We start from the raw sequence: 23,242 nt of genomic DNA, 5'->3' as shown, positions 1-23,242 counted from the left end.
CTTCTAAATCACCTGCAATTTCTGCCAGTGGCACAGGCTTTGCGCAGCAATCACTATAGTGGTGATTGATGTCTCTTTTTGAGACAGGTGTGGGGTTTGTAATGCGTGTTTCCCAAGCGTCTAACAGCGGCAATGGCGGAAACGACTATGGCTATCGTCATCGTCGTCCAGCGCAGCATGCTGGCCGAAAGACCACAGAGGATGCGAGCCTAAAAGCTGCCAACACCAACAGCAAAGCGCTTGTTGTTTATGAGGCAACGCCTCAGGACGACTTGTATGATGAGCAAGCCGCGCCGCGCCGTCTGGATGCTTATCGCAGCTATTCTCCCATTGTTGCGCACTTGATAGCCGTGCGTGACCATCATCCTCAAATGCGCTCGCGCTGCCGTGAAGAGCCAGAAGCGGCGCTGAGCACCTATCAGCAGACAGCGCGCTCAACGCGAAGGATGGGAGAGGGGCGCGTATTACAGCGCCAAGCCTAAGGCCCTCTCTATTTCTACTGGTTAGTAGCCGATAGCGCAGCCATCTTTGCGCGGGTCCGAACCGCCAATCAGGCCACTGCCTTCCTGATTAAACTGGATTGCCTGACCGCCGCCAAACGGCGCGCCAACGCGAGATACTGGGTGGCCGAGGTCGCGCAGGGCATCGACGGTTTTAAGCGGCACACCGGTTTCCGCTTCCAGCGCCAGCGTTTCTTCATTGATGAACATACGCGGGCAATCGATCGCCGCTTGCACGTCCATACCGAAGTCCAGCATGTTGGAAAGGACATGCGCATGGCCGCACGGCTGATAACCGCCGCCCATTACGCCAAAGCTCATCCATGGCTTGCCATCTTTGAGCGCCATTGCCGGAATGATGGTGTGCATCGGGCGCTTGCCGCTTTGCAATTCGTTCGGGTGACCTTCTTCCAACGAGAAGCAAGCTCCACGGTTTTGCAGCAGAACGCCAGACTGCGGCGTCGTGATGCCAGAGCCAAAGCCGTGATAGATGGAGTTGATGAGGGAAACAGCCATGCCGTCTTCATCGACAACGGTTAGATACACAGTATCGGAATGGGGCATGAGAACTTCTGCGCTCTGGCGCGGAAGAACGGCATCCATGCGGATTTTGGCCGCCAAAGCATCAATGTAAGCAGGTGACAGGAGTTCTTGCGCCGACATTGGCATTGCATCGGCTTCGGCAAGAAAACGATCACGGCCAGAGTACGCGAGCTTTGCGATTTCCATTTCCAAATGGAAGCGCTGTGGGCCAAGTGGATCCATTGATGCCACATCAAACCGCTTCATCAGTTCCAGCATGATAAGAGCGATTACGCCTTGGCCGTTTGGCGGCAGTTCGGCAACGGTGATGCCGTTGTAGTCCGCTGTGATTGGCGTGACATCATCGGCTTTCATGCCAGCAAGGTCTTCCTCGGTTAGGAAACCGCCCTTGGCCTGTACGGTTGCCGCAATTTCCTGCCCAATAGGGCCAAGGTAGAACGCATCAGCGCCATCGCTGGAAACAGCTTGCAGAGTATTTGCTAGGCCGTTGAGGCGCAAAGTCTCACCGGTTTTTGGGGCGCGGCCTTCAATCAGGTAGTTTGCTGCAGAGCCTTCATCTTCTGCAAGGAAGTCGCGGTTGGTGCGCCAATCCCAAGCAACACGAGGAGCCACAGCAAAGCCGTTGCGGGCATAGTAGATAGCGCGGGCGAGCACGTCTTTGAAGCCCATGCGACCATGGTCTTTCAGCGTTTTCTCCCAGCCGCGCAGTGCGCCGGGAACGGTGATCGCATGGACGGACTTGGTGCTAATTTTGGAAAGACCGAGCCCGCGCAGTTTCTCGCCGGAGGTGTTCTTTGCAGCGCGGCCAGAGGCATTCATGCCATGCAAAGTGCCGTCCGGCTTGGCGATCAAGGTGAAGCAGTCACCGCCAATACCGGTCATGTGAGGTTCAACAACGCTGCAAACGGCGATAGCTGCAACAGCTGCGTCTGCTGCGTTGCCGCCCTTTTGCAAAATCTCTAGCGCTGCCTGCGTTGCAAGCGGGTGAGAAGTCGCGGCCATTGCTTTGGAGGCGTAAACCGCCGAACGACCGGGTGATTGAAAGTCTCTAAACAAAAAGAGGTCCCCTAATTTATTGTAGTTTGGCAGAGGAGCTTTTCGGAAATGGAGCCTTCTCGTGCCATTCAAGCGCTGATACTAGTCCTGTATGAAGTTATACTGAGATTAGATAGGGATCGATCATGACGCAATTTAATCTTTCTGCTGCCAAGGCGATTATCGCAAAGGCGCAGGAAAAGGCTGCCGAGCTGGGTTTAAAGCCAATCACCGTAGCTGTTTTGGATGCTGGCGGACACGTGGTGGCAATGGAGCGGCAGGATGGATCATCTTTGCTGCGGCCGCAGATTGCCCACGGCAAGGCTTTTGGCGCTTTGTCGGTTGGGGCTGGGTCTCGCTGGCTCAATGAAAATGCTGTCAGCCGACCTCACTTTGTGCAGGCGCTCAACGGTTTGGCAGGCGGTAACATTGTGCCGGTTCCCGGCGGCGTTCTGGCCAAAGATGCCAGCACCGGCGCAATTCTTGGCGCTGTCGGCATAACGGGCGATACTTCCGAAAATGATGAAGCATGTGCGATTGCCGGTATCGCAGCTGGCGGATTTCAGCCAGACGTTGGTTGATTGTGTGAAGCACAAAAAAAGGGGCGTATGGGCGCCCCTTTTTTTGAATAGATCGACTTGATGTAATCGAGCAAGCGGCCGCTTACTTTTTGCTTTCGGCCAATGCGTCGATTTTCTTTTGCATCTCTGCCAGCTGCTTTTGCATGTCAGACAGATCGGATGCAGGCGCTGCGGGCGTTTCTTCCTTCGGGCTTTGCGGCTTTTCTGTCCCTTGAGCATTGTCAAACGGCATGAACATCTTCATGGCACGTTCAAACATTTCCGCATTGCGCTTGACCTGATCTTCGATGACGTCAAAGGCGGATGTGCCAAAAGCGTCAGACATCTGGCCGCGGATCTTCTCCTGCTCACGGGTCAGGGTAGACATGGTGTACTCAAGATAACTTGGCACCATATTCTGCATGCTGTCGCCGTAAAAGCGGATCAGTTGGCGAAGGAAGGTGATAGGCAGCAGATTCTGCCCCTTGTTCTCCTGATCAAAAATGATCTGCGTGAGAACGGAACGCGTAATGTCTTCTCCGGTCTTGGCGTCATATACGATAAAGTCCTCCTCGTTCTTTACCATGACTGCCAAGTCTTCAAGCGTGACGTAGGAACTGGTGCCAGTGTTATACAGGCGCCTGTTCGCGTATTTTTTAATAACTGTGGCCTGATTTGTATTTGCCATCTCTTCTACCGTGCTTCGGCGGCATATTATTTGCCGTTAATTTTTCGATCCTAATAGATTTGTGCGGAACGTTTCCTCAAAAAGACAGCTTAAGCCCAAAACCTTGGTTGTGACCACACTTTTTCTGTTTGGTGTAGTCTAAAATACAATCTGTGATATAACTTATGGTGCGCTGCATCATGGGAGGCTTGTCGCTTCCCGTGCGAATCGCCGGTGCCTCAGGGGCGAGGTACTGGTGTGGTATAATCGGGCACGCAGCGTTTTGTGGGACGAAAAACACTGTCTAATTGGGAGAACAAGAATGAGCACACCGAAGGACGTCGTCATTGTTAGTGCGACGCGTACGCCTGTAGGCTCCTTTAACGGCTCTTTTGCTAAAATTCCTGCGCACGACCTTGGCGCTCTTGTCATCAAGTCTGCGTTGGAAAGAGCCAATGTGGCGCCGGAAGAGGTGGATGAAGTTATTTTCGGGCAGGTGCTGACTACCGGACAAGGGCAAAATCCGGCGCGTCAGGCTGCGCTCAAAGCAGGTCTTCCAGAAAGTTCCTCCGCTATTATCGTCAATCAGGTTTGCGGCTCGGGCTTGCGCACCGTGGCAATGGGCATGCAGCAGATCATGACCGGCGATGCTTCTGTGATCGTGGCTGGTGGTCAGGAAAACATGAGCATGTCGCCGCACTGCCAGCACCTGCGTGATGGTGTGAAGATGGGCGACTACAAGATGGTCGACACCATGATCAAAGATGGTCTTTGGGATGCGTTTAACGGCTATCACATGGGCCAGACCGCCGAGAACGTGGCGCTGAAATTTGAAATTAGCCGCCAGCAGCAGGACGAGTTTGCCGTTGCTTCCCAAAACAAAGCTGAGGCTGCGCAAAAGGCCGGTAAATTCAAGGAAGAAATTACGCCGGTAACGGTTAAAGAGCGCAAGGGCGAGCGCGTGGTGGAAGATGATGAATACATCCGCCATGGTGCAACCATCGACAAGATGGAAAAGCTGCGTCCTGCCTTTAATAAGGAAGGCTCTGTAACCGCTGCTAACGCGTCCGGTCTTAATGATGGTGCGGCGGCACTTGTGCTTATGAGTGCTGAGGAGGCTGAAAAGCGCGGCCTGAAGCCACTGGCGCGAATCGCATCTTGGGCGACAGCAGGTGTGGACCCTGCCTTCATGGGAACCGGACCTATTCCAGCTTCCCAAAAAGCGCTTGAAAAAGCGGGCTGGTCTGTTGCCGATCTTGATCTTGTTGAAGCAAACGAAGCATTTGCAGCACAAGCTTGCGCTGTAAACAAAGGTTTGGGCCTTGATACTTCCAAGGTCAATGTAAATGGCGGCGCAATTGCAATTGGTCATCCGATTGGTGCATCCGGCGCTCGAATTCTCGTAGGTCTTTTGCATGAGATGAAGCGGGCCGATGCTAAGAAAGGACTTGCAACCCTTTGTATTGGCGGCGGAATGGGCGTTGCACTTTGTGTAGAACGCGACTAGAGCCAGACTAATTACTAGGAAAACCCTAGGGAAGTCTGCTTGACTTCCCTAGGTATTAACGCTGACACTGTTCCTGTATGGGCTTGAAACAGGGACGGGTTCAAATGAGTAAAGTTGCAGTTGTTACTGGTGGTACGCGCGGCATTGGCGCAGCTATTTCTAAGGGTCTTCAAAGCGCCGGTTTTACTGTAGCTGCCACTTACGCAGGCAATACGGAAAAGGCAGAAGCTTTTCGCAGCGAGACCGGAATTTCCGTTTACAAGTGGGATGTTGCGGACGAGCGAGCCTGCCAGTTAGGCATTGCGCAGGTGCAAGAAGAGCTCGGCGCAATCGGTGTTTTGGTCAACAACGCCGGTATTACCCGCGATGGCTGGTTTCACAAAATGAGCTTTGAGGATTGGTCGCAGGTGATGCGCACAAACCTCGATTCCATGTTCACCATGTGCAGCCCGGTTATTGAAGGTATGCGGGCGCAAGGTTTTGGCCGCATCGTCAACATTTCTTCTATCAATGGTCAAAAGGGGCAGCTTGGTCAGGCAAACTATTCTGCCGCAAAAGCTGGTGTGATCGGCTTTACCAAAGCGCTGGCGCAGGAAAATGCGCGCAAAGGCGTTACGGTCAACTGCATCTGTCCGGGTTACATTGATACCGACATGGTGGCAGCCGTGCCCGAAAAGGTGTTGGAAGGTATTATCGGCCAAATTCCGGTCGGGCGGCTTGGCAAGGCGGAAGAGATCTCCGGCCTCGTCAATTACCTTTGCTCCGACGCTGCAGCGTTTATGACCGGCTCTGTGCTTACCATTAATGGCGGTCAGTACATCGCCAACGGGTAATCAATCTGGCAACGAACGCTTCAAAGCCGCAGCTTTGTCTGCGGCTTTTTTGTTTCGCAACGCGCTAGTGGTGCGCGCCAACAACCACATCGCGGCGAACGCCGGTCAGCGATATGGCAAAGCCTGCCATAACGTCCAGCGCTGCGATTATCATCAGCAGGAAGAAAACCGAGGTTGCCGCTTGCTGTACGGTGAGAAACTCAACCAGATAGGCGAGCAGCACCAACGTGGAGATCATGTGGTCGATAATGGAGCTACGACCAGCCCGTGTTGCTTTCATCAGCTCGATGAACAGGATCAGCAGCGAGAGCGCCAGAAACAAGTCCGATAGATGCAAAACCATTGTGGCACCTGATGCCAACGTAAAGCTGACAATGGAGATGCTCCATGGGTCGGAATAGGGCGCTCCCAGCAGCCCGAAGACGAATAGATTGTAGAGCGCCAACGGCAGCACCGTTAGCGGAATAGCAAATAAAAACGTCATAGCCCCTCCCAATGGCGTTTTTGTAAAGCTGCGCAACTCTAACATGCCCCTACGAAAATTGAATAGGCCGTATTTCGAGGTTTTTAGGCTCCTGCTGGCGGGCTTGTCTATTGAGGGGCGGTGTCAGCCGCTCTCTCCCTCGTGTAAATAACCTAGGGGTAATTGGTGTTGAGTTCTGAAGGGAATCCCCCTTCAATGGCAGTCCGTGCATTTGGATGGGCAAATGTAGGGTTTTAGAAAGAGGGGGGGGCGTGATGAACGAAATCATCTCTAATGTGAACTGGGTCGCAGTTATCGTCGGCGCAATTGCATCCTTTATGCTTGGCTGGCTTTGGTATTCTCCGGTTGCTTTTGGTAAGGTTTGGGCATCCGGCACTGGGGTTGATCTTGATCGGCCTGAGAAAATGCCAGCACTTGCAATGGTCTCACAGTTCCTCGGTCTGTTTTTGATGAGCTGGTTTGTGGGCGTTACTGCTATGAACAACGCGCTGATGACGGTGGTTCTTGCAACGGTGGCTTTCGCGGTTCTGGGGTTTTCTGGCGGCAAGTTCGGGCAAAAGTCGACTGCGGCGGCGTTAATCGACTTCGGTTACTGGATTGCCGCTCTTGTGGTGATGCTCATTGTGCAGGGGCTCTTCTAAACACGGTGACCTTTGTAAGCGCTAAGGGCTCCCTAGAGATTGAGGGGCGGTGCGTTCATTGAAAGCGCTGCGCTTTCTGAGTACTATCAAAGGTGAGGGCGCTTAACGCCCCCACCTGTTGTCAGGTTTTCAAAAGAGCTCGGAACCAGAGGACCAGTCTGTTCCGGGCTTTTTCAATTTTGAAGTCGAGTTCAAACGTCACCTAACATCACCTCCTGTCCGGGCCTTGCTTCTGCTGAGGCTGCCCACGCTCCCCAGTTGCGCAGACTGGTTTGCGCTGCTGCTTTGATAACAAGAGTTGAATGGTGATGGTGAACAAATAGAGAACGAAAGTCTATTGGCAAAAGACGGGGCTTGAGAGGCTCTTTTTCGTCGCAAATAGTTACATGCACAGCGAGAGGTGTAGTGATGGCGAAAGAACTGACAGCGGAAGAAAAGCAGAGAGGCGTTTTGTGGCGCATGGGGCTAGGCGCAGTTGCTGCAATTGTGGTGTTGCTTGCTGGTAGTTTCTGGAACCCTTTGGCGCTGCCTGAAGGGGCAGAGGTCGACATTCGCGTTCGTGTGCTGGCACTGGCGTCCTTGGTGCTTGCAGTGTTTCTGGCGATCTCCATTGGCCGGATGGCCTCTCACCGGTTCTTTACACCTGCTGATATTGACGGCGGAGGAATGACAGCAGGCACCGAGCAAGCGAAGATGCTCCAGTCCTTGCTGCAAAACACGCTTGAGCAAGCCATTCTGGCATTTTTTGCTTATGTGGCGTGGGCCGTGTTTATGCCGCAAAGCACTTTGATGGTTATTGTCTTTAGTGCTTTGGCTTTCGGTGTTGGGCGAATTCAGTTTTTTGCCAGCTATCATCGAGGAGCGCCCTATAGGGGTATGGGCTTTGCGCTAACGTTCTACCCCAGCTTATTGATGCTTGGGGTGGTGCTGGTGTGGTTGGTTCTGTCGCTCTTCTAGGGACGGTCTAAAAAAAGCCCGCCAACGTTACCGCGGCGGGCTCTGAAGCTACAGGTGACTAGCTTGAGCTTAGCACCAGCCGATGGTCATATCGGCAGTGTAGGTAGCAGATGGCTCCAAGGTCACAGCGGTGTCGATAGCATCAACGCGCTCTACGCATACGAAGCCGACCTGAGCGCCTTCACCCATATCAGGCACGTTTGCAGCGCCTTCACCCGGGTTCCAAACCATTGCAGACTTTTGATCGCCAGCGATTTTGATGCGGCCGTTCGGGCTATCAATGTAGAGGCAGTCTGGAATGCCGGAGTAGTAGTGGGTGGTTGCGCCGTCGATGGTTTTGATGCCTTCCTGACGGATCGGTGCATCGCCTGCCAAACGGTCGATACCGTCCAAGCCATCCAGACCTTCGATGCGGATCTGGCTTACATCACCAACGTTGAAGTAGGTGTGGTAGGCAAATTCAACGCGTTGCGCTTCTGTGCTCTTGTTTTCGAAGCTGAGCTTCATTTCAAGATCGGTGCCGCAGACGAGTTCCAGAGTTGCTGCGAAAGCGAAAGGCCAAGAGGCGCGGCTTTCAGCGGTATCAGCCAGAACCAGCGTAACTTTGGTTGCGCCTTCTGCGGTTGCTTCAACACCAGCAACTGCCCAGTCAACAATACGGGCAAAGCCATGCATCGGTGTGCCTTCAGCGCCCGGGCCGAACCAAGGCAAGCAAAGCGGAATGCCGCCGCGGATCGGTTTACCAGCAACGATATCGCTGTTTGGAGACATCCAAAGCAGGTCTGGCTTGCCTTTTGGCACAAAAGACATGACGTGCGCGCCATTAAGGGCGACAACGGTCTTGGACAGATCGTTGTCAATAACGATTGCCTGACGGGTTACGCCTTCTGCAGCGCCTGCAGCTTTGATCTGGATGAAGGATACGCCGAAGGTGGCGGTGGTTTCGATGGAAGTTGTGCTTGTCATTATTATGGCCTGTTGGTGGCTTTTGAAGCAAATAGCAAGAAGCACATATGACAGCAGCAAACACGTGCTGCAAGTGGGTGGACTGTCGCTGGGCGAAAATAAGCGCTGGCCGCTGGCAAACAAAAAACCCGCCAACGTTGCCGCGGCGGGTTTCAGAAATTTGTAGCTCAAGCTTGCGAGTTATTTCGCCAGCTTATCACGCTTTGCCAAAGTGCGCAGACGAAGAGCGTTGAGGCGGATAAAGCCTGCAGCGTCCTTCTGGTCGTATGCGCCATGGTCATCTTCAAAGGTCACCAGTTCCTCAGAGTAGAGGGAGTATGGGGACGCGCGACCAACAACGATTACGTTGCCTTTGTAAAGCTTCAGCTTAACTGTGCCGGTGACGAACTCCTGCGACTTGTCGATCATCGCCTGCAGCATTTCACGCTCAGGAGAGAACCAGAAGCCGTTATAGATGAGCTTTGCGTAGCGTGGCATCAGCTCGTCTTTCAGGTGGCCTGCATCGCGGTCAAGCGTGATGGATTCCATCGCGCGGTGTGCAGAAAGCAGGATGGTGCCGCCCGGAGTTTCATAGATACCGCGGGACTTCATGCCCACGAAGCGGTTTTCTACAAGGTCAAGGCGGCCAATGCCGTTGTCGCGGCCGTAGTCGTTCAGCTTGGCAAACAGAGTTGCCGGAGACATGTGAACGCCGTTGATGGAGACCGGATCACCCTTTTCAAAGCCGATTTCAATTTCGGTTACTTCGTCAGGTGCCTTGGTTGGGTCAACGGTGCGCTGGAAGACGTATTCCGGTGCCTCTTCATTCGGATCTTCCAGAACTTTACCTTCGGAAGAAGAATGCAGCATGTTGGCGTCAACGGAGAACGGTGCTTCACCGCGCTTGTCTTTTGGTACCGGAATCTGGTGCATTTCTGCAAATTCGATCAGGTCGGTACGGGATTTGAACGTCCAGTCACGCCAAGGTGCGATCACCTTGATGTCCGGGTTCAGGGCGTAGCAAGAAAGCTCGAAGCGAACCTGATCATTGCCTTTGCCGGTTGCACCGTGAGCAACAGCATCTGCACCGGTTTCCTCGGCGATTTCAATGAGACGCTTGGAAATCAATGGACGGGCGATGGACGTACCCAGCAGGTATACGCCTTCGTAAACCGCATTGGCACGGAACATCGGGAATACGAAATCCCGGATGAACTCCTCGCGTAGATCATCAATATAGATTTCTCGAATGCCCATGAGTTCGGCTTTTCGTCGAGCCGGCTCAAGCTCCTCGCCCTGACCAAGGTCAGCGGTGAAGGTTACTACTTCGCAGCCAAGTTCTGTCTGCAACCACTTGAGAATAATCGAGGTGTCGAGCCCGCCAGAATAGGCAAGCACAACTTTTTTGATGTCGCCTTGGGCCATTGATTGATTTCCAAATAGAGTTTCAGGAGTAATCGAATGATTACAGTGGGGCAATCTAACGAGGTGTGAACGCAAAGCAAGCACTGATTGCGGTCAAACATTGAAGAAATGTGCTTTTGCTTCGAGAAAACATCAGCACCTGCCACAATCTATGGCAGGTGGGGCAGGGGCTGTGTATGACACCTCATCACTTAGTTGTATCTACACGGCTTTTGCTTTGCCGGGCAATGAGGTGCGCGTTGGGGTAGTGGCTGGCAAGAGCTAACCAGCAGGCTGCCAGTCTGGCTCCGCCATAACAAACCCGCCAAATGAAAAGCCCGGTGAGACCGTGCAGCCAACCAGCGTCCATGGTCCCAGTGAACGGGCAGACTGCCAGCCGTGACGGGGCACAATAGCTTGCGGGCGTTCTCCGGAAAGAACATCAGGACCAAGCCTGTGTTGGCTGGTTGTTTTGCCATCGACTGAGATGGAAAGCTCCAGCGGCGCCCCGGCATAGTAATGCCAGACCTCAACCGCATCCACATGGTGCCAGTGAGAGCGGTCGCCCGCCTCTAGGAGATAGTAGATGCAGGTTGAGTAGCCGCGCCCTTCTGGGCCTTCCTCATCGCGGAAGGTTTCGGTGTAGTAGCCACCTTCCGGATGCGGTTTCATGTTCAAGGTCTTGATGATGTCCTGCGCGCTTGGTCCAGCCACTAGAAGTTATCCTTGCGCTTGCGGATTTCGGCAAAGACTGCAGCCGCGTCTGCCCCCTCCATACCCAGATGCTTTTGGATAGCAGGGTCAGCAGCACGCAGAAACGGGTTGGTTTTGAGCTCAAGCGCCATGGTGGTCGGCAATGTTGCCTGATCAGTCGCGCGTAGCTCTTCAACGTGTCTGGCGCGGGCTTTCAGATCCTCATTGACTGGAATCAATGGTCAGCGCAAAGCGTGCGTTGGCAAGGGTGTACTCATGGCCGCAGTAAATGCGGGTTTCAGGGGGAAGGTCGCGCATCAAGCGGGAAAGGGATGCCCACATCATGTCCGCATTGCCTTCGAAAATGCGTCCGCAGCCAAGCGAGAACAGCGTGTCGCCTGTATGGACAATGCCTTCGCTTTTAAACCACCAGCTTATCTGGTCCAGTGTGTGGCCGGGCGTGCCAATCGCTTCTACAGTGAACGGGCCAAGCTGAACGCTGTCACCATCTTCGACGCCGCGGTTCATACTGGCGATTTTCTGACGGGATCGCTCAGGGCCGATCACCTTTGCGCCTGTTGCCTCTACCAGTTCGGGCACGCCTTGCACGTGGTCCCAGTGGTGATGAGTGATCAGGATGTGGCTGAGCTTCCAGTTTTTGAGCGCCAAGGCCTGAACGTAGGCAGCAGCCTCCGGCACGTCGATAGCGACGGTGGTCCCACTTTCTTTGTCGTGAACGAGAACCCCGAAATTGTCGGAGAGACAGGTGAACTGATAAACTTCTACGGTGGCCAAACGCTTTCTCCGTGCTTTTCGTTTTGCTTAGCCTTATTGTGCTAAGGCAGATGAGCGAATTCAATAATTAAGTTCGTCTAGAGGTAGCGGAAAACCCTAGTGGGAAAGGATTTACTTTTCTTAGATATTGCACCTGCCGCTTTTGCACCCCATAGATTAGTAGAACGAAGGCTCTGGAACCGCTGAATGCATCTTGATGTTGCCCACCTGAAAGAATTCTATGATCTGCCGTTGGGCCGGATGCTTCGGGTCTTGGTTGGGCACAGAATGCGCCGCATCTGGCCGCAGCTAAAGGGACGCAAGCTGTTAGGGCTTGGATACGCAACGCCATTTGTTCGCCCTTACATGAAAGAGGCAGCCCAAGTTGCCGTTGGCATGCCCGCCGCACAAGGCGTTGTAAAGTGGCCCCGTGAGAAGGATGCGCCCAACAAAGCGTTTCTCATGGAACCAAACCGCATGCCGCTTCCTGATTCCAGCTTTGATCGTATTATGATGGTTCACAGTCTTGATATGGCGAGTGATCCGGATGGCCTGATTGAAGAGGTTTACCGTGTGCTAGCTCCCGGTGGCCGTATCATGATCGTTGTTCCCAATCGGCGGGGGTATTGGTGCCGCTCTGAGGCTTCCCCTTTCGGATATGGGCGACCGTATTCACGTTCTCAGCTGGAAAACTTTCTCGGCAATCACGCGCTCTCTGTCGTTGGGCGGGAAGAGGCGCTCTATGTGCCGCCGATTAATTCTCGGCTCGTGATGAAGTCTGCCAGAAGCTTCGAGCGCATGGGCAATTTCATCTGGCCAGCCTTTGCAGGCCTTGTCTTGATGGAAGCAGAAAAGCGTGTTTACCGCGGCCTGCATTCGCGCTCGGACCGGTTTGCCAGAGCGCTGCGCCCCGTCTTCCTCCCTGAGGGAAAGACTGCCGGAGCGCAGATTTTCGAAGAACCGAGAAATCCTTGTAGGTAAGGGCGAGGCTAGGGCCTCGCTTATTTCTTGCGCTCTAGCAAGAAGATCGCCTGATCGCCAATCAGGTTCCAAACCCACCATGGGGCGTTGAAGCCGATCCGCTCGCCTTTTGCGTTGAGCGCTTCTGCGCGCAGAACTTTTGCGTCCACTTCACCAGCCAGCTCTACGAAATCACGGATGGTGCAGAAGTGGATGTTCGGCGTGTCATACCAAGAATACGGCAGATAATCGGTTACCGGCATGCGGCCGCGAGTGAGCAACTGCATGCGGTTGCGCCAGTGGCCAAAGTTTGGAAAGGACACCACAGCACGTTTGCCGATGCGAAGCAGCTCACCCAAAATATGCTTTGGGTCTTTGGTCGCCTGCAGCGTCTGGCTGAGGATGGCGTAATCGAACGCGCCATCAGGGTAGGCTGAAAGGTCGGTGTCCGCATCGCCTTGCACCGCTGGCAGGCCGCGGGCAACGCATTTGTTTACGCCCGCTTGGTGAAGCTCTAGCCCACGTGCATCAACGTTGCGGGTGCGGATGAGCAGCTCCAGTAGATCGCCGTCTTCACAGCCGATATCAAGAACGCGGGAGCCCGGTTCCACAAAGTCGCAGAGAATGCGGTGGTCACCGCGGACGTTTTTCAAATCTTTGCTGTTCATGACCTTATTCTCCGATAGGCGTTGCAGGGGCAGGAATGCCGCGCGCATTTGCAGCGCCGGTCATGAAGCCGAACATGGTTTCGAACATTTCTGGCTCGTCCAGCAAGAAGGCATCGTGGCCGCGCGAGCTGTCGATCTCAACAAAGGAGACGTTTGCCGCTGCTGCATTGAGCGCGTGGACGATGGCCTTGCTTTCGGATGTCGGGAACAGCCAGTCGGTGGTGAAGGACATCACGCAGAAGCGGGTTTTGGTATGCATGAACGCATTTGCCAGTCTGCCGCCATGGGCTGCTGCCAGATCGAAATAGTCCATGGCACGGGTCACATAGAGGTAGGAGTTGGCATCAAAGCGATCAACAAAGGTCATGCCCTGATGACGTAGGTAGCTTTCAATCTGGAAGTCTGCGTCAAAGCCAAAGGTAATGGCGGCGCGGTCTTGCAGGTTGCGGCCAAACTTCTGCTGAAGGGATTCGTCAGACATGTAGGTGATGTGTGCGGCCATGCGCGCCACAGCCAGCCCTTTCACAGGGCGCTTGTTTTCTTGCGCATACTTACCTTGGCACCAGTCCGGATCAGCCATAACAGCCTGACGACCAACTTCGTGGAACGCGATGTTCTGGGACGTGTGGCGTGCACCGGAAGCGATTGGAACAGCGGCGAAGACTTTTTCAGGATAAGCCGCAGCCCACTGCAGCACCTGCATACCGCCCATAGAGCCGCCAACAACGGCGAACAAGGTCTCGATGCCCAGAGCCTCAACAAGCTTTGCCTGACTGCGCACCATATCGCCAATGGTCACGACCGACATGTCGAGGCCGTAGGATGTGCCAGTCTCTGGATTGGTGGATGCTGGGCCGGTTGTGCCCATACAGCCGCCAAGAACGTTGGCGCAGATAACGAAATAGTGGTTGGTGTCTACCGGCCGGCCCGGTCCAACCATAAGCTCCCACCAGCCCGGCTTGCCGGTAACAGGGTTTTGGGAGGCAACATACTGGTCGCCGGTCAGCGCGTGACAAACAACAACGGCGTTGGATTTGTCTTCGTTCAGCGTTCCGTAGGTCTCATAGGCGATCTGCCACGGAGCGAGTTCTGCACCTGAATCCAACATCAACGGATTATCGGCTCCAAAACACATGAGCTTGCTGGATGGCGCGTTTGCTTGATCCAGAGCGTTGTTTTGTGCGTTACCGTTGATCTGCGCATCACCGTTGGTGGCGCTTGTGGAATTGGTCATTGCTACTCCGTTACACTGTCAGAAAGACCAGTGCCAACCTGCATAGATTGGCGGGAAATATCTGTTTGCTATGGGCGCGGATACGTTGTGTCAATCGTTTCTTTCGCTTTCCCAGCAGTAGGTTTTAGGGGCAGACTTGGTTGGTGGGCGCAAAAAGCACTTCTGGTCCAATAGAACGCATCATTTTTGCTCAAGCTAACTTGCGAAATACCCATTCATTGTTCGCCCTATTCGCGCAATGCTCTGTTGTTTTTTGCCAAGGAAGCGCAACGTATGCGCCAAGTAAGCCTAAAAAGGCTGCTTTGGTTTGTAGGGCCCTATGCTTAGGTAGGGTAGATCAGGGTAGAGTAGCTATTGACGTTAGCGTGCAGTTTGATAGTGATCCCCTTCGAGATTATTCTAAAGCGATACGCAAAAGAGGAATGAGAGTTATGGATCAGCAGGTTGTTCGCCCTGTTCCCCGCCCAGGTGTGCTTGCAATTGACCCGTATGTGCCGGGTAAAGCCAAAGCCACAGGCGGCCATAAACTCCATAAACTCTCTTCGAACGAGACGCCGCTTGGCGCGAGCCCAAAGGCTATCGAGGCTTATCGGTCTATTTCGAACCTTGAGTTCTATCCGGACCCTGCAGCAACAGCGCTGCGCGAAGCCATCGCCGATGTTTACGGATTGAATGCATCGCGCATTATCGCCGGTAACGGTTCTGATGAGATTCTCAGCTTGCTTGCCTATGCTTATCTGGGTGAGGGCGATGAGGCTATCTTCACCGAGCACGGCTTCCTCGTTTACAAAATTGCAATTCTTGCTGCCGGTGCAACACCTGTTGTCGCGCCTGAAAAGGATCGCACGACAGATGTAGACGCTATTTTGGAACGCGTGACCGAGAAGACCAAGATGGTCTTCCTCGCTAACCCGAATAACCCGACCGGCACATACATCCCGTTTAGCGAAGTGCGCCGGCTGCATGCTGGCCTACCAAAGACCTGCGTTCTGGTGCTAGATGCCGCTTACGCCGAGTACGTGCGCCGCAACGACTATGAAGCTGGTATCGAGCTGGTTGGCAGCAGCGAGAACGTTGTGATGACCCGCACCTTCTCCAAGGTCTACGGTCTGCCTGCGCTGCGCGTTGGTTGGGGCTATGCGCCAGACCATATCATTGATGCTTTGCACCGCATTCGCGGCCCGTTCAACATGAACGCGGCAGCTATTGCAGCAGGTGCTGCCGCAGTGCGCGATCAGGCATTTGTGGAAGCGGCTATTGACCACAATGAAAAGTGGTTGCCATGGGTAAGCGAAGAACTCACCAAGCTTGGCCTTGAAGTGACACCAAGTGTTGGTAACTTCATCCTTATCCACTTCCCGGATGTTGACGGTAAGCGTGCTGCGGATGCAGATGCCTATTTGTTGGAGCGTGGCTGTGTTCTGCGTCAGGTTGCCGGTTATGGTTTCCCGAATGCACTGCGTATGTCCATCGGTACGGAAGAGGCGAACCATGATGTGGTTGCCGCTCTCCGCGAATTTTTAAAGTAAGAGCGAAATTACTACTCAAATGTCTGAACCCCTGTTTCAACGTGTTGCGCTGATCGGTATTGGCTTGATCGGCTCATCTCTTGCTCGTGTTATGGCGCGTGAAAAACTCGCCGGCGAGATTGTCATCTCCACCCGTTCCGAAGCTACTCTAAAGCGTGCGGAAGAAATCGGGCTTGGGGATCGATATTATCTCGACGCGGGCAAGGCCGTTGAAGGGGCGGACTTGGTAATTGCCTGTGTTCCTGTGGGCGCATCTGAGGCGATAGCCCGTCAGATCGCTCCGCATCTGAAAACAGGTGCAATTGTCACCGATGTGGGTTCGGTCAAGAACGCCGTTATCAAGGCGTTCAAACCGCATATGCCTGAAGGTGTGCACTTTGTAGCAGGGCACCCGATTGCCGGTACCGAGTATTCCGGCCCTGATGCCGGTTTTGCTTCTTTGTTCGAGAGCCGTTGGTGTGTGCTTACGCCCGACGAGGATGCTGATGAGCAGGCTGTTGCCAAGCTCAGAACATTCTGGGAGCGGTGTGGTTCCAACGTGGAAATCATGAACAGCCAGCACCACGATCTGGTTCTGGCTGTGGTTTCCCACCTGCCGCACATCATCGCCTACAACATCGTGGGTACGGCCGATGACCTTGAGACGGTAACCAAGTCGGAAGTGATTAAGTATTCGGCATCCGGTTTTCGCGACTTTACTCGCCTTGCAGCCTCCGACCCGACCATGTGGCGTGACGTGTGCCTGAACAACAAGGAAGCCATTTTGGAGATGCTTTCGCGCTTCTCAGAAGACCTTTCAGCGTTGCAGCGTGCAATCCGCTGGGGCGATGGTGATGCACTCTATAGTTTGTTCACCAGAACCCGAGGTATTCGCCGCGATCTTATTGATGCTGGACAGGAATCTCCGGAGCCAAACTTCGGTCGCCAGAACTCTCAAGGCGAGCCTGCACAGTAAATAAAAGGTTCTATAGACCAATGGGCAGCTTGTTTATCTGAGGATCTATGGCATTCTACAGATCTCCAATCTCCTGTGGTGGCTGAGATTGAAAACTTTATAGCGGGTCTTCTGGACCCGCTTTTTTTTTATTTTCGCAACACCCGATTAACTGCAGAAAACACTTCTACCCTCGCGTCTAAGGGGCTTTGCTATTCTATGGCCGACATACATAGAAAGCCGAGGAGGCCTTATGAGATCGCTGATACTTGCAGCAGGGTTTATTGTTCTTGCAACGGGTGCAATGGCTCAGTCCAAAGCAACTGCAGAGTTGAAAGATACAAGCGGTAATGTGGTTGGCACATTGACGCTTACCGACACCCCTTCCGAGACCGTTTTGATTACCGGAGAGCTGTCAGGGCTACCAGAAGGCGTGCATGGCTTCCATATCCATGAATATGGCCGCTGCGAGCCGAACTTTGATGCTGCCGGAGGGCATTTTGCGCCTGATGGTCATGACCACGGTGTGATGGCACTACATGGTCCCCATGGCGGTGATTTGCCGAACCTGCATGTGTCTGCGGACGGAAAAGCGGTTGTCGAGATTTTTTCCGAAGAGATCGAGGTGAAGCCCGGTGATGACGAGAGCGTTTTGGGCGGGCAGGGTACAGCATTTATCATTCACGCAGATCCTGATGATTACACTAGCCAGCCAACAGGCAATGCCGGTGGCCGCATAGCCTGCGGCGTCATCACGCCCGCTTCTTAGAGCGATCTCTAACCCAACCCAAAGGACCATTGATCCGTACTGAGGCGCTGATAGTCTTTAGGGGTTGGTTTGGCTAGCCGCGCTATTGCGCGCAGCCTGCCTTGAGATTGGGGGGATCTCATGGGCTTTATTGATCCGATTGCTTATTCGGTGCCTGCGTTCATTATCTTGATGATCGCGGAAGGGGTTGCCGCGCGTGCACGCTCGGTTAAGGGCTATGAATTCAAAGACACGGTGACTAGCCTTTCCATGGGCATTGGCAGTCTTGTGGTATCCATCGCGTTTGGCACGGCTGTAGCTTACGCGACGCTGCGCTGGATTCACGAGTTCCGCATCATTAATGAGATTCCGGTCACGTGGTGGTCCGTTGCGCTGTGTTATTTGGCCTATGACTTTGCCTATTACTGGAAGCACCGATTAGGGCACGAGCATCGCTGGTTTTGGGCAAGCCATGTGAACCATCATTCTTCGCAGTTTTATAATCTCTCCACCGCTCTAAGGCAGACATGGACAGGCGAGATTGCCTTTGCTTTTGTCTTCGGCATGCCGGTAGCGCTGATCGGTTTTAGTCCGGAGATGGTCTACTTTGTTGCTGCGCTCAATCTCGTCTATCAGTTCTGGATTCATACAGAGCTAATAGACCGGATGGGGCCACTGGAGTGGGTGCTGAATACGCCAAGCCATCACCGCGTTCATCATGCAGCTAATCCGCGCTATCTTGATGCCAACTATGGCGGCACGCTGATTATCTGGGACCGGATGTTTGGAACATTTACCGCTGAGGAGCGGGAGGAGCCGGTGCGCTATGGCATTGGTAAGCCGCTTGAAAGCAACAACATCTTTTTTGTTGCCTTCCATGAGTGGATGGCGATGGCGCGGGATATGAAAAAGGTTCGCTCGCTCAAAGAGTTGGTGGGGTACACCTTCGGCGTGCCGGGATGGACGCCCGATGGTTCGCGCATCACTTCAAAAATGGCCAAAGACAACTGGAAGCGGCGGCAGGAAAAGAAACGGCAGGCAGAAAGCAATGCCGAAGAGCTTCACAGGGAAGATGAGCCGGTCAGCTGATTTCGCAGTGTAGATATGAAAAAGGAGAGCCAAGGCTCTCCTTTTTTGTCTTCTTATGACGTTAAACGCGGGGCTTATGCAGCGCCTTTGTTTGCAGCGCGTTCTGCGCGCTTACGGTCATGCGGGCAAAGCAGAGCTTTACGCAGACGGATGGATTCTGGGGTTACTTCCACCAGTTCATCATCAGCGATGTAAGACAGTGCTGCCTCAAGGCTCAGTTTAATCGGAGTTGTAAGCTTAACCGCGTCATCCTTGCCGGATGCGCGAACGTTGGTCAGCTGCTTACCCTTGATTACGTTTACCTCAAGGTCGTTACCACGGGTGTGTTCACCCACGATCATGCCCTGATAAACCTTGGTGCCCGGATCAATCATCATCGGGCCGCGATCTTCAAGGTTGAACAGTGCGTAAGCAACTGCTTCACCCTGAGCATTGGACAGAAGAACGCCGGTGTGACGACCCTGAATCTGACCTTTGTGCGGTGCGTATTCGTGGAACACGCGGTTAAAGATTGCGGAACCACGGGTGTCGGACATCAGTTCTGCCTGATAACCGATGAGACCACGGGTTGGAGCGTGGAACACCAGACGGGTACGACCGCCGCCAGATGGGCGCATTTCAAGCAATTCAGCTTTGCGCTCGGTGAGCTTTTGAACAACTGCACCCTGGTATTCGTCATCAACGTCGATGATAACTTCTTCGATAGGCTCAAGGCGCTTACCGGATTCGTCTTCCTGATAAACAACGCGAGGACGACCAACGCACAGCTCGAAGCCTTCACGGCGCATGTTCTCGATGAGAATTGCGAGCAGAAGTTCGCCGCGACCGGAAACGATGAAAGCATCAGCTTCAGCGGTTTCTTCGATCTTCAGCGCAACGTTGCCTTCCGCTTCCTTGTTCAGACGCTCGCGGATAACGCGGGACTGAACCTTGGTGCCTTCGGTGCCTGCAAGAGGACCGTCGTTTACGCGGAACATCATGGACAGGGTTGGCGGGTCAATCGGCTGTGCCTGGATTGGCTCGTTAACCTGTGGGTCTACGATGGTGTCAGCAACGGTTGCTTTGGTCAGGCCTGCGATAGAAACGATATCGCCAGCTTCACCCTGTTCAATCGGCTGACGCTCAAGGCCACGGAAAGCCAGTACCTTGGAGATACGGCCGGTTTCAATCACGCTGCCATCGCGGGAAAGGGCGCGGACCGGCATGTTCGGCTTTGCGGTACCAGAAGCGATGCGGCCGGTGAGGATGCGGCCGAGGAACGGATCGGATTCGATAGTGGTTGCCAGAAGACGGAACGGACCTTCTTCAGAAGTTGGCTCTGGAACATGGTTCAGAATCATGTCGAACAGAGGAGCCATGCTTTCCTGCGGGCCGTCTGCTTCCAGTGCCATCCACTCCTGCTTTGCAGAACCGTACACAACCGGGAAGTCCAGCTGGTCTTCGTTTGCATCAAGAGCGGTGAAGAGGTCGAATACTTCGTCCAGAACTTCGTCAGCGCGCTGTTCCGGCTTGTCGATCTTGTTGATCGCAACAATCGGGCGCAGGCCGAGTTTCAGGGCTTTGCCAAGAACGAACTTGGTCTGTGGCATTGGGCCTTCAGCCGCATCTACCAGCAGAACCACGCCATCAACCATGTGCAGAATACGCTCAACCTCGCCGCCAAAGTCGGCGTGGCCTGGGGTGTCTACGATGTTGATGCGGGTGTCGTTCCACACCAAAGAGGTGTTCTTGGCCAGAATGGTAATGCCGCGCTCACGCTCGATGTCGTTGGAATCCATCATGCGTTCTTCGGTCCGCTGGTTTTCGCGGAACGCGCCGGACTGTTTCAGAAGGACATCGATAAGCGTTGTCTTGCCGTGGTCAACGTGGGCAATGATCGCAATATTGCGCAGTTTCATGAAGGCTCCATAAGGCCATAGTGAAGGCCGGTCGCACGCGTATGCATGCATCCACTTGCCTGACTTTGGCGATTTCTACTGAAAGATGGGGCTTTCTATCCTATTTTTGTGACAAATCAAATGTCAGGTTGCTGCACGAGACATTTTCTTTAGTCGCATTAGCGCTTATTGCGCCCGAATAGCCACATCTTAAACACTTTGGCTGTGATGCCAGTCTTCTTTAAGCAGAACGCCAGATTGCCGCATAAGGCGGGTTTGCACCGAGGTTCCGGCTATTTCGTAGCCGTAGACCCAATGGCACGTACCTTGGCAAGATCCAATTATGTCGAATGAGGTTCCAGCATCGAGGTACATTTCCTCGAATGGTTCTGCTGCTCTAATCCTGCTCCTGTAACTCAAGGAGAGGCCCGGGGTCAATGCAATAAATACTTCATCGGCTTCGGCGTAAAGATTTCGCCAGATTCGGCCTGGACGGTCGACCCGGAGGTGGTAGGCATAGCCGCGTTCTCTAAAGCTTTGTTTTATATCGCGCAATTGCCAAGACAGCGCTCTAAAACCTGTGGTGCTCACAAGGGGGTACCTGCACAGTGTTCGTTTTTTATCGGCTTCTAGTCCAGCATTGGGGCAATTTTACTCACCCCCAACAAAAAGGTGTAGGTATTGGACGTTGAAGTAGCAGGTGTTGCAATCCGCAGAAAATAGAGCAGGCGGAATACGGGGTCACAGTAGAGCGCGAGGTTATCGAGAATGAGCGCCTATATGTGACGAAACTTCTTTATGCTGGACATATAATAAGTCTACCTTATAATAAGGCTATCTCTCAAATATTCGGAAATCCCATGTCCGTACGGATCGAAGAGGGCTTCGGCTTTATTATCAATGATCTTGCGCGCTTTTTTCGCCGCGCATTCGAAAAAGAGCTTGAGCGCGAAGGTGTGCCTTTAACGCCAGCTTGCGCACGAGCACTTGTCTACGCGGCGGCTTTTTCCGGTCAGCGCCAGATTCAGCTGGCTGAGCGTATGAACGTTGAACCAATGACGCTTGTAAACCAGCTAGATACGCTTGAAGGCATGGGCTTCGTTGAGCGCCTTCCGGACCCGAGCGACCGTCGCTGCAAGATCATTGTAGTTAAAGACGAGGCGCAAGAGCTGGTGAAGCAGTTAAAACAAGTCGGAGCAAGGGTGCGCGAACACGCCGCGGCTGGATTGAGCGAAGAAGACGTGCGCCACCTACAAGAAACACTTATAAAAATGAGGGACGAGCTGGCCAGCTTGCCCGGAAATCCTGAAAGCACGAGTTAATGCAAACCCCAATACTGTCAGAGAAAAAGACAGCGGTGATCTGCGCCCTTCTTGGTGCGCTGGGTCCAATGTCTATGGCGCTCTATACGCCGTCGATGCCGTTGCTGGCGTCGGTCTTTGGAACCGACGTTCCGACCATTCAGATGTCCATTAGTCTGTTTTTTGCAGGCTTTACTGTTTCCCAGCTGGTTTGTGGCCCGCTTTCTGATGCCTATGGTCGCCGCAAAGTCATCATGTGGTTTATGGGCATTTATCTGATTGGTAGTTTGCTGGCTGTTACCACTCCGGTGATTGAAGGTCTGCTTGTTGCCCGTGTGCTGCAGGGCGTTGGTGCGTCTGCTGGTGTTGCGATTTCGCGTGCCTTGGTGCGCGATCAGTTTTCCGGTGAAGTTGGCGCTCGCATCATGAACCTTGTCGGTATGATGTTTGCTGTAGCACCAGCCTGTGCGCCGCTGGTGGGCAGTGTGCTTTTGGCCACCTTTGGCTGGAAAGCCATTTTTACGCTGATGGTGCTCTACGGCCTTCTGGTTCTTTATATTGCTGTTCGCATCCTGCCGGAAACCAATGCAAATCGTGATCCGTCCCGCTTCCGTCCCAAGTACCTGTTTTGCTCTTACAAAACCTTGATTAGTTCGCCAGAGTTTTTGCTGCCGTCCCTTATCATCGCGTTGTCTTTGGGCGGTATCTACACCTTCCCGGTATTGCTGCCGTACGTCTACATCGAGCATCTGGGCCTGACGCCGTTTATGTTCTCGCTGATGATGATGGTGCAGAACGTCTTCTTCTTTAGCGGCGCGCTAACAACCCGTCAGTTGATGAAGCGTATGTCCTCAGAAGCTGTTGTGCCGATTGGTCTGGTTTGCGGTGCTATTTCCGGCCTGTCTCTTGTTTGGGCTTGCTACTTTGCGGAGCTAACTGTCTGGCATGTTGTTCTGTCTTGCGGTTTGTTCTCGTTCGGTGTGGCACTCGTAATGCCAGCTATGACCATGCGTGCTCTGCATCCATTCCCGCACATTGCAGGTGCAGCCTCTGCGCTGATGGGCTTTGTGCAAATGGGTGGTGGCTTCCTTGCTGGCACCGTGGCGGCCTTGGCGTTTTCCAGCTCCATCACCGCGCTGGGAACTATTTTGCCACTGCTTTGCTTTGGTGCGGTTTGCCTTTACTGGCTTGGCCTCAAGCCTTACAGCCGCCGTATGGAAGCAGCCGAAACGAGCGCTCTTTAAGCGATCCCGTTATCGAACCTGTCCCCCGTGTTTTTCTCGGGGGACGCTCCGTCGCTCTCTTGATTTTCGGCGGAAAAAAGCGCAGGACCTGCACTTGAGATTTTCCAGATAAAGG

The 23,242-nt window shown here is 53.7% G+C and carries 22 protein-coding genes and 1 pseudogene; 13 read left to right on the top strand and 10 right to left on the bottom strand.

Annotated features, from left to right (window positions below; genetic code table 11):
* Nucleotides 1-101 precede the first annotated feature (101 nt).
* A complete protein-coding gene (locus E1162_RS14085; RefSeq protein WP_155132202.1) occupies nt 102-482 on the top strand; it encodes a hypothetical protein in 381 nt (126 codons plus the stop codon).
* Nucleotides 483-503: 21 nt separating this feature from the next.
* Here E1162_RS14085 and ggt read toward each other — a convergent pair whose 3' ends face one another.
* Nucleotides 504-2,099: a gamma-glutamyltransferase gene (ggt, locus tag E1162_RS14080; RefSeq protein ID WP_306455043.1), complete on the bottom strand. Its 1,596-nt coding sequence runs from the start codon at nt 2,097-2,099 to the stop codon at nt 504-506.
* 125 nt (nt 2,100-2,224) lie between these two features.
* On the opposite strand from ggt, the gene E1162_RS14075 reads away from it, so the two are divergent.
* On the top strand, nt 2,225-2,659 hold the full coding sequence (locus E1162_RS14075) for a GlcG/HbpS family heme-binding protein (RefSeq protein WP_155132200.1): 435 nt from the start codon (nt 2,225-2,227) through the stop codon (nt 2,657-2,659).
* An 82-nt stretch (nt 2,660-2,741) separates the two neighbouring features.
* On the opposite strand, the gene phaR is transcribed toward E1162_RS14075, so the two are convergent.
* Nucleotides 2,742-3,326, bottom strand: coding sequence for a polyhydroxyalkanoate synthesis repressor PhaR (gene phaR, locus E1162_RS14070; protein WP_155132198.1), 585 nt, complete (start codon nt 3,324-3,326; stop codon nt 2,742-2,744).
* Between the two features lie 301 nt (nt 3,327-3,627).
* Here phaR and E1162_RS14065 point away from each other — a divergent pair, with 301 nt between their 5' ends.
* Nucleotides 3,628-4,812, top strand: coding sequence for an acetyl-CoA C-acetyltransferase (locus E1162_RS14065; RefSeq protein ID WP_155132196.1), 1,185 nt, complete (start codon nt 3,628-3,630; stop codon nt 4,810-4,812).
* Nucleotides 4,813-4,916: 104 nt separating this feature from the next.
* Nucleotides 4,917-5,645, top strand: a complete 729-nt coding sequence (gene phbB / locus E1162_RS14060) for an acetoacetyl-CoA reductase (RefSeq protein ID WP_155132194.1) — start codon at nt 4,917-4,919, stop codon at nt 5,643-5,645.
* Between the two features lie 64 nt (nt 5,646-5,709).
* On the opposite strand, the gene E1162_RS14055 is transcribed toward phbB, so the two are convergent.
* Nucleotides 5,710-6,129 (bottom strand): hypothetical protein, encoded by a 420-nt coding sequence (locus tag E1162_RS14055; RefSeq protein ID WP_155132192.1) that lies wholly within the window; start codon nt 6,127-6,129, stop codon nt 5,710-5,712.
* Nucleotides 6,130-6,383: 254 nt separating this feature from the next.
* Between E1162_RS14055 and E1162_RS14050 the strand changes: the two genes are divergently transcribed.
* Both E1162_RS14050 and E1162_RS14045 read left to right on the top strand, forming a co-directional pair.
* Complete coding sequence (locus E1162_RS14050; RefSeq protein WP_257099003.1) at nt 6,384-6,770, top strand: DUF1761 domain-containing protein; 387 nt, start codon at nt 6,384-6,386, stop codon at nt 6,768-6,770.
* Between the two features lie 408 nt (nt 6,771-7,178).
* Nucleotides 7,179-7,727, top strand: a complete 549-nt coding sequence (locus E1162_RS14045) for an MAPEG family protein (protein ID WP_257099002.1) — start codon at nt 7,179-7,181, stop codon at nt 7,725-7,727.
* A gap of 69 nt (nt 7,728-7,796) precedes the next feature.
* Here the strand turns inward: E1162_RS14045 and E1162_RS14040 are convergent, their stop codons facing one another.
* The 4 genes and pseudogenes from E1162_RS14040 to gloB form a co-directional block, all read right to left on the bottom strand.
* Nucleotides 7,797-8,693 (bottom strand): D-hexose-6-phosphate mutarotase, encoded by an 897-nt coding sequence (locus E1162_RS14040; protein ID WP_155132188.1) that lies wholly within the window; start codon nt 8,691-8,693, stop codon nt 7,797-7,799.
* 180 nt (nt 8,694-8,873) lie between these two features.
* Nucleotides 8,874-10,097, bottom strand: a complete 1,224-nt coding sequence (locus E1162_RS14035; RefSeq protein WP_155132186.1) for an argininosuccinate synthase — start codon at nt 10,095-10,097, stop codon at nt 8,874-8,876.
* 261 nt (nt 10,098-10,358) lie between these two features.
* Nucleotides 10,359-10,790 (bottom strand): cupin domain-containing protein, encoded by a 432-nt coding sequence (locus E1162_RS14030; protein ID WP_371311945.1) that lies wholly within the window; start codon nt 10,788-10,790, stop codon nt 10,359-10,361.
* A pseudogene (gloB, locus tag E1162_RS14025) lies at nt 10,790-11,564 on the bottom strand (hydroxyacylglutathione hydrolase). The gene E1162_RS14030 and the pseudogene gloB overlap by 1 nt, the downstream one beginning before the upstream one ends.
* A gap of 186 nt (nt 11,565-11,750) precedes the next feature.
* Here gloB and E1162_RS14020 point away from each other — a divergent pair.
* Nucleotides 11,751-12,524, top strand: coding sequence for a class I SAM-dependent methyltransferase (locus E1162_RS14020; RefSeq protein WP_155132184.1), 774 nt, complete (start codon nt 11,751-11,753; stop codon nt 12,522-12,524).
* Nucleotides 12,525-12,544: 20 nt separating this feature from the next.
* On the opposite strand, the gene metW is transcribed toward E1162_RS14020, so the two are convergent.
* Together metW and metX are read right to left on the bottom strand one after the other, a co-directional pair.
* On the bottom strand, nt 12,545-13,171 hold the full coding sequence (gene metW, locus E1162_RS14015) for a methionine biosynthesis protein MetW (RefSeq protein ID WP_155132182.1): 627 nt from the start codon (nt 13,169-13,171) through the stop codon (nt 12,545-12,547).
* A gap of 4 nt (nt 13,172-13,175) precedes the next feature.
* A complete protein-coding gene (gene metX, locus E1162_RS14010; protein WP_155132180.1) occupies nt 13,176-14,405 on the bottom strand; it encodes a homoserine O-acetyltransferase MetX in 1,230 nt (409 codons plus the stop codon).
* Between the two features lie 431 nt (nt 14,406-14,836).
* Between metX and hisC the strand changes: the two genes are divergently transcribed.
* The 4 genes from hisC (at nt 14,837) to E1162_RS13990 (ending at nt 18,705) form a co-directional block, all read left to right on the top strand.
* Nucleotides 14,837-15,934 (top strand): histidinol-phosphate transaminase, encoded by a 1,098-nt coding sequence (gene hisC, locus E1162_RS14005; RefSeq protein WP_155132178.1) that lies wholly within the window; start codon nt 14,837-14,839, stop codon nt 15,932-15,934.
* 19 nt (nt 15,935-15,953) lie between these two features.
* Nucleotides 15,954-16,889: a prephenate/arogenate dehydrogenase family protein gene (locus tag E1162_RS14000; protein WP_155132176.1), complete on the top strand. Its 936-nt coding sequence runs from the start codon at nt 15,954-15,956 to the stop codon at nt 16,887-16,889.
* Nucleotides 16,890-17,121: 232 nt separating this feature from the next.
* Nucleotides 17,122-17,637 (top strand): superoxide dismutase family protein, encoded by a 516-nt coding sequence (locus tag E1162_RS13995; RefSeq protein ID WP_155132174.1) that lies wholly within the window; start codon nt 17,122-17,124, stop codon nt 17,635-17,637.
* A 120-nt stretch (nt 17,638-17,757) separates the two neighbouring features.
* Nucleotides 17,758-18,705, top strand: coding sequence for a sterol desaturase family protein (locus E1162_RS13990; RefSeq protein ID WP_155132172.1), 948 nt, complete (start codon nt 17,758-17,760; stop codon nt 18,703-18,705).
* Between the two features lie 74 nt (nt 18,706-18,779).
* On the opposite strand, the gene typA is transcribed toward E1162_RS13990, so the two are convergent.
* Nucleotides 18,780-20,603: a translational GTPase TypA gene (gene typA, locus E1162_RS13985; RefSeq protein ID WP_155132170.1), complete on the bottom strand. Its 1,824-nt coding sequence runs from the start codon at nt 20,601-20,603 to the stop codon at nt 18,780-18,782.
* Nucleotides 20,604-21,442: 839 nt separating this feature from the next.
* Between typA and E1162_RS13980 the strand changes: the two genes are divergently transcribed.
* Nucleotides 21,443-21,904, top strand: coding sequence for a MarR family winged helix-turn-helix transcriptional regulator (locus E1162_RS13980; RefSeq protein ID WP_155132168.1), 462 nt, complete (start codon nt 21,443-21,445; stop codon nt 21,902-21,904).
* The gene (locus tag E1162_RS13975) at nt 21,904-23,127 is read left to right on the top strand and encodes a multidrug effflux MFS transporter (protein ID WP_155132166.1); all 1,224 of its coding nucleotides are present in this window, start codon (nt 21,904-21,906) and stop codon (nt 23,125-23,127) included. Before E1162_RS13980 ends, E1162_RS13975 begins: the two co-directional genes overlap by 1 nt.
* The last annotated feature ends 115 nt before the right edge of the window (nt 23,128-23,242 follow it).

Source organism: Pseudovibrio flavus, assembly GCF_009711345.1.
Lineage (GTDB): Bacteria > Pseudomonadota > Alphaproteobacteria > Rhizobiales > Stappiaceae > Pseudovibrio > Pseudovibrio flavus.
This window is presented reverse-complemented; position numbering and strand designations above follow the sequence as displayed.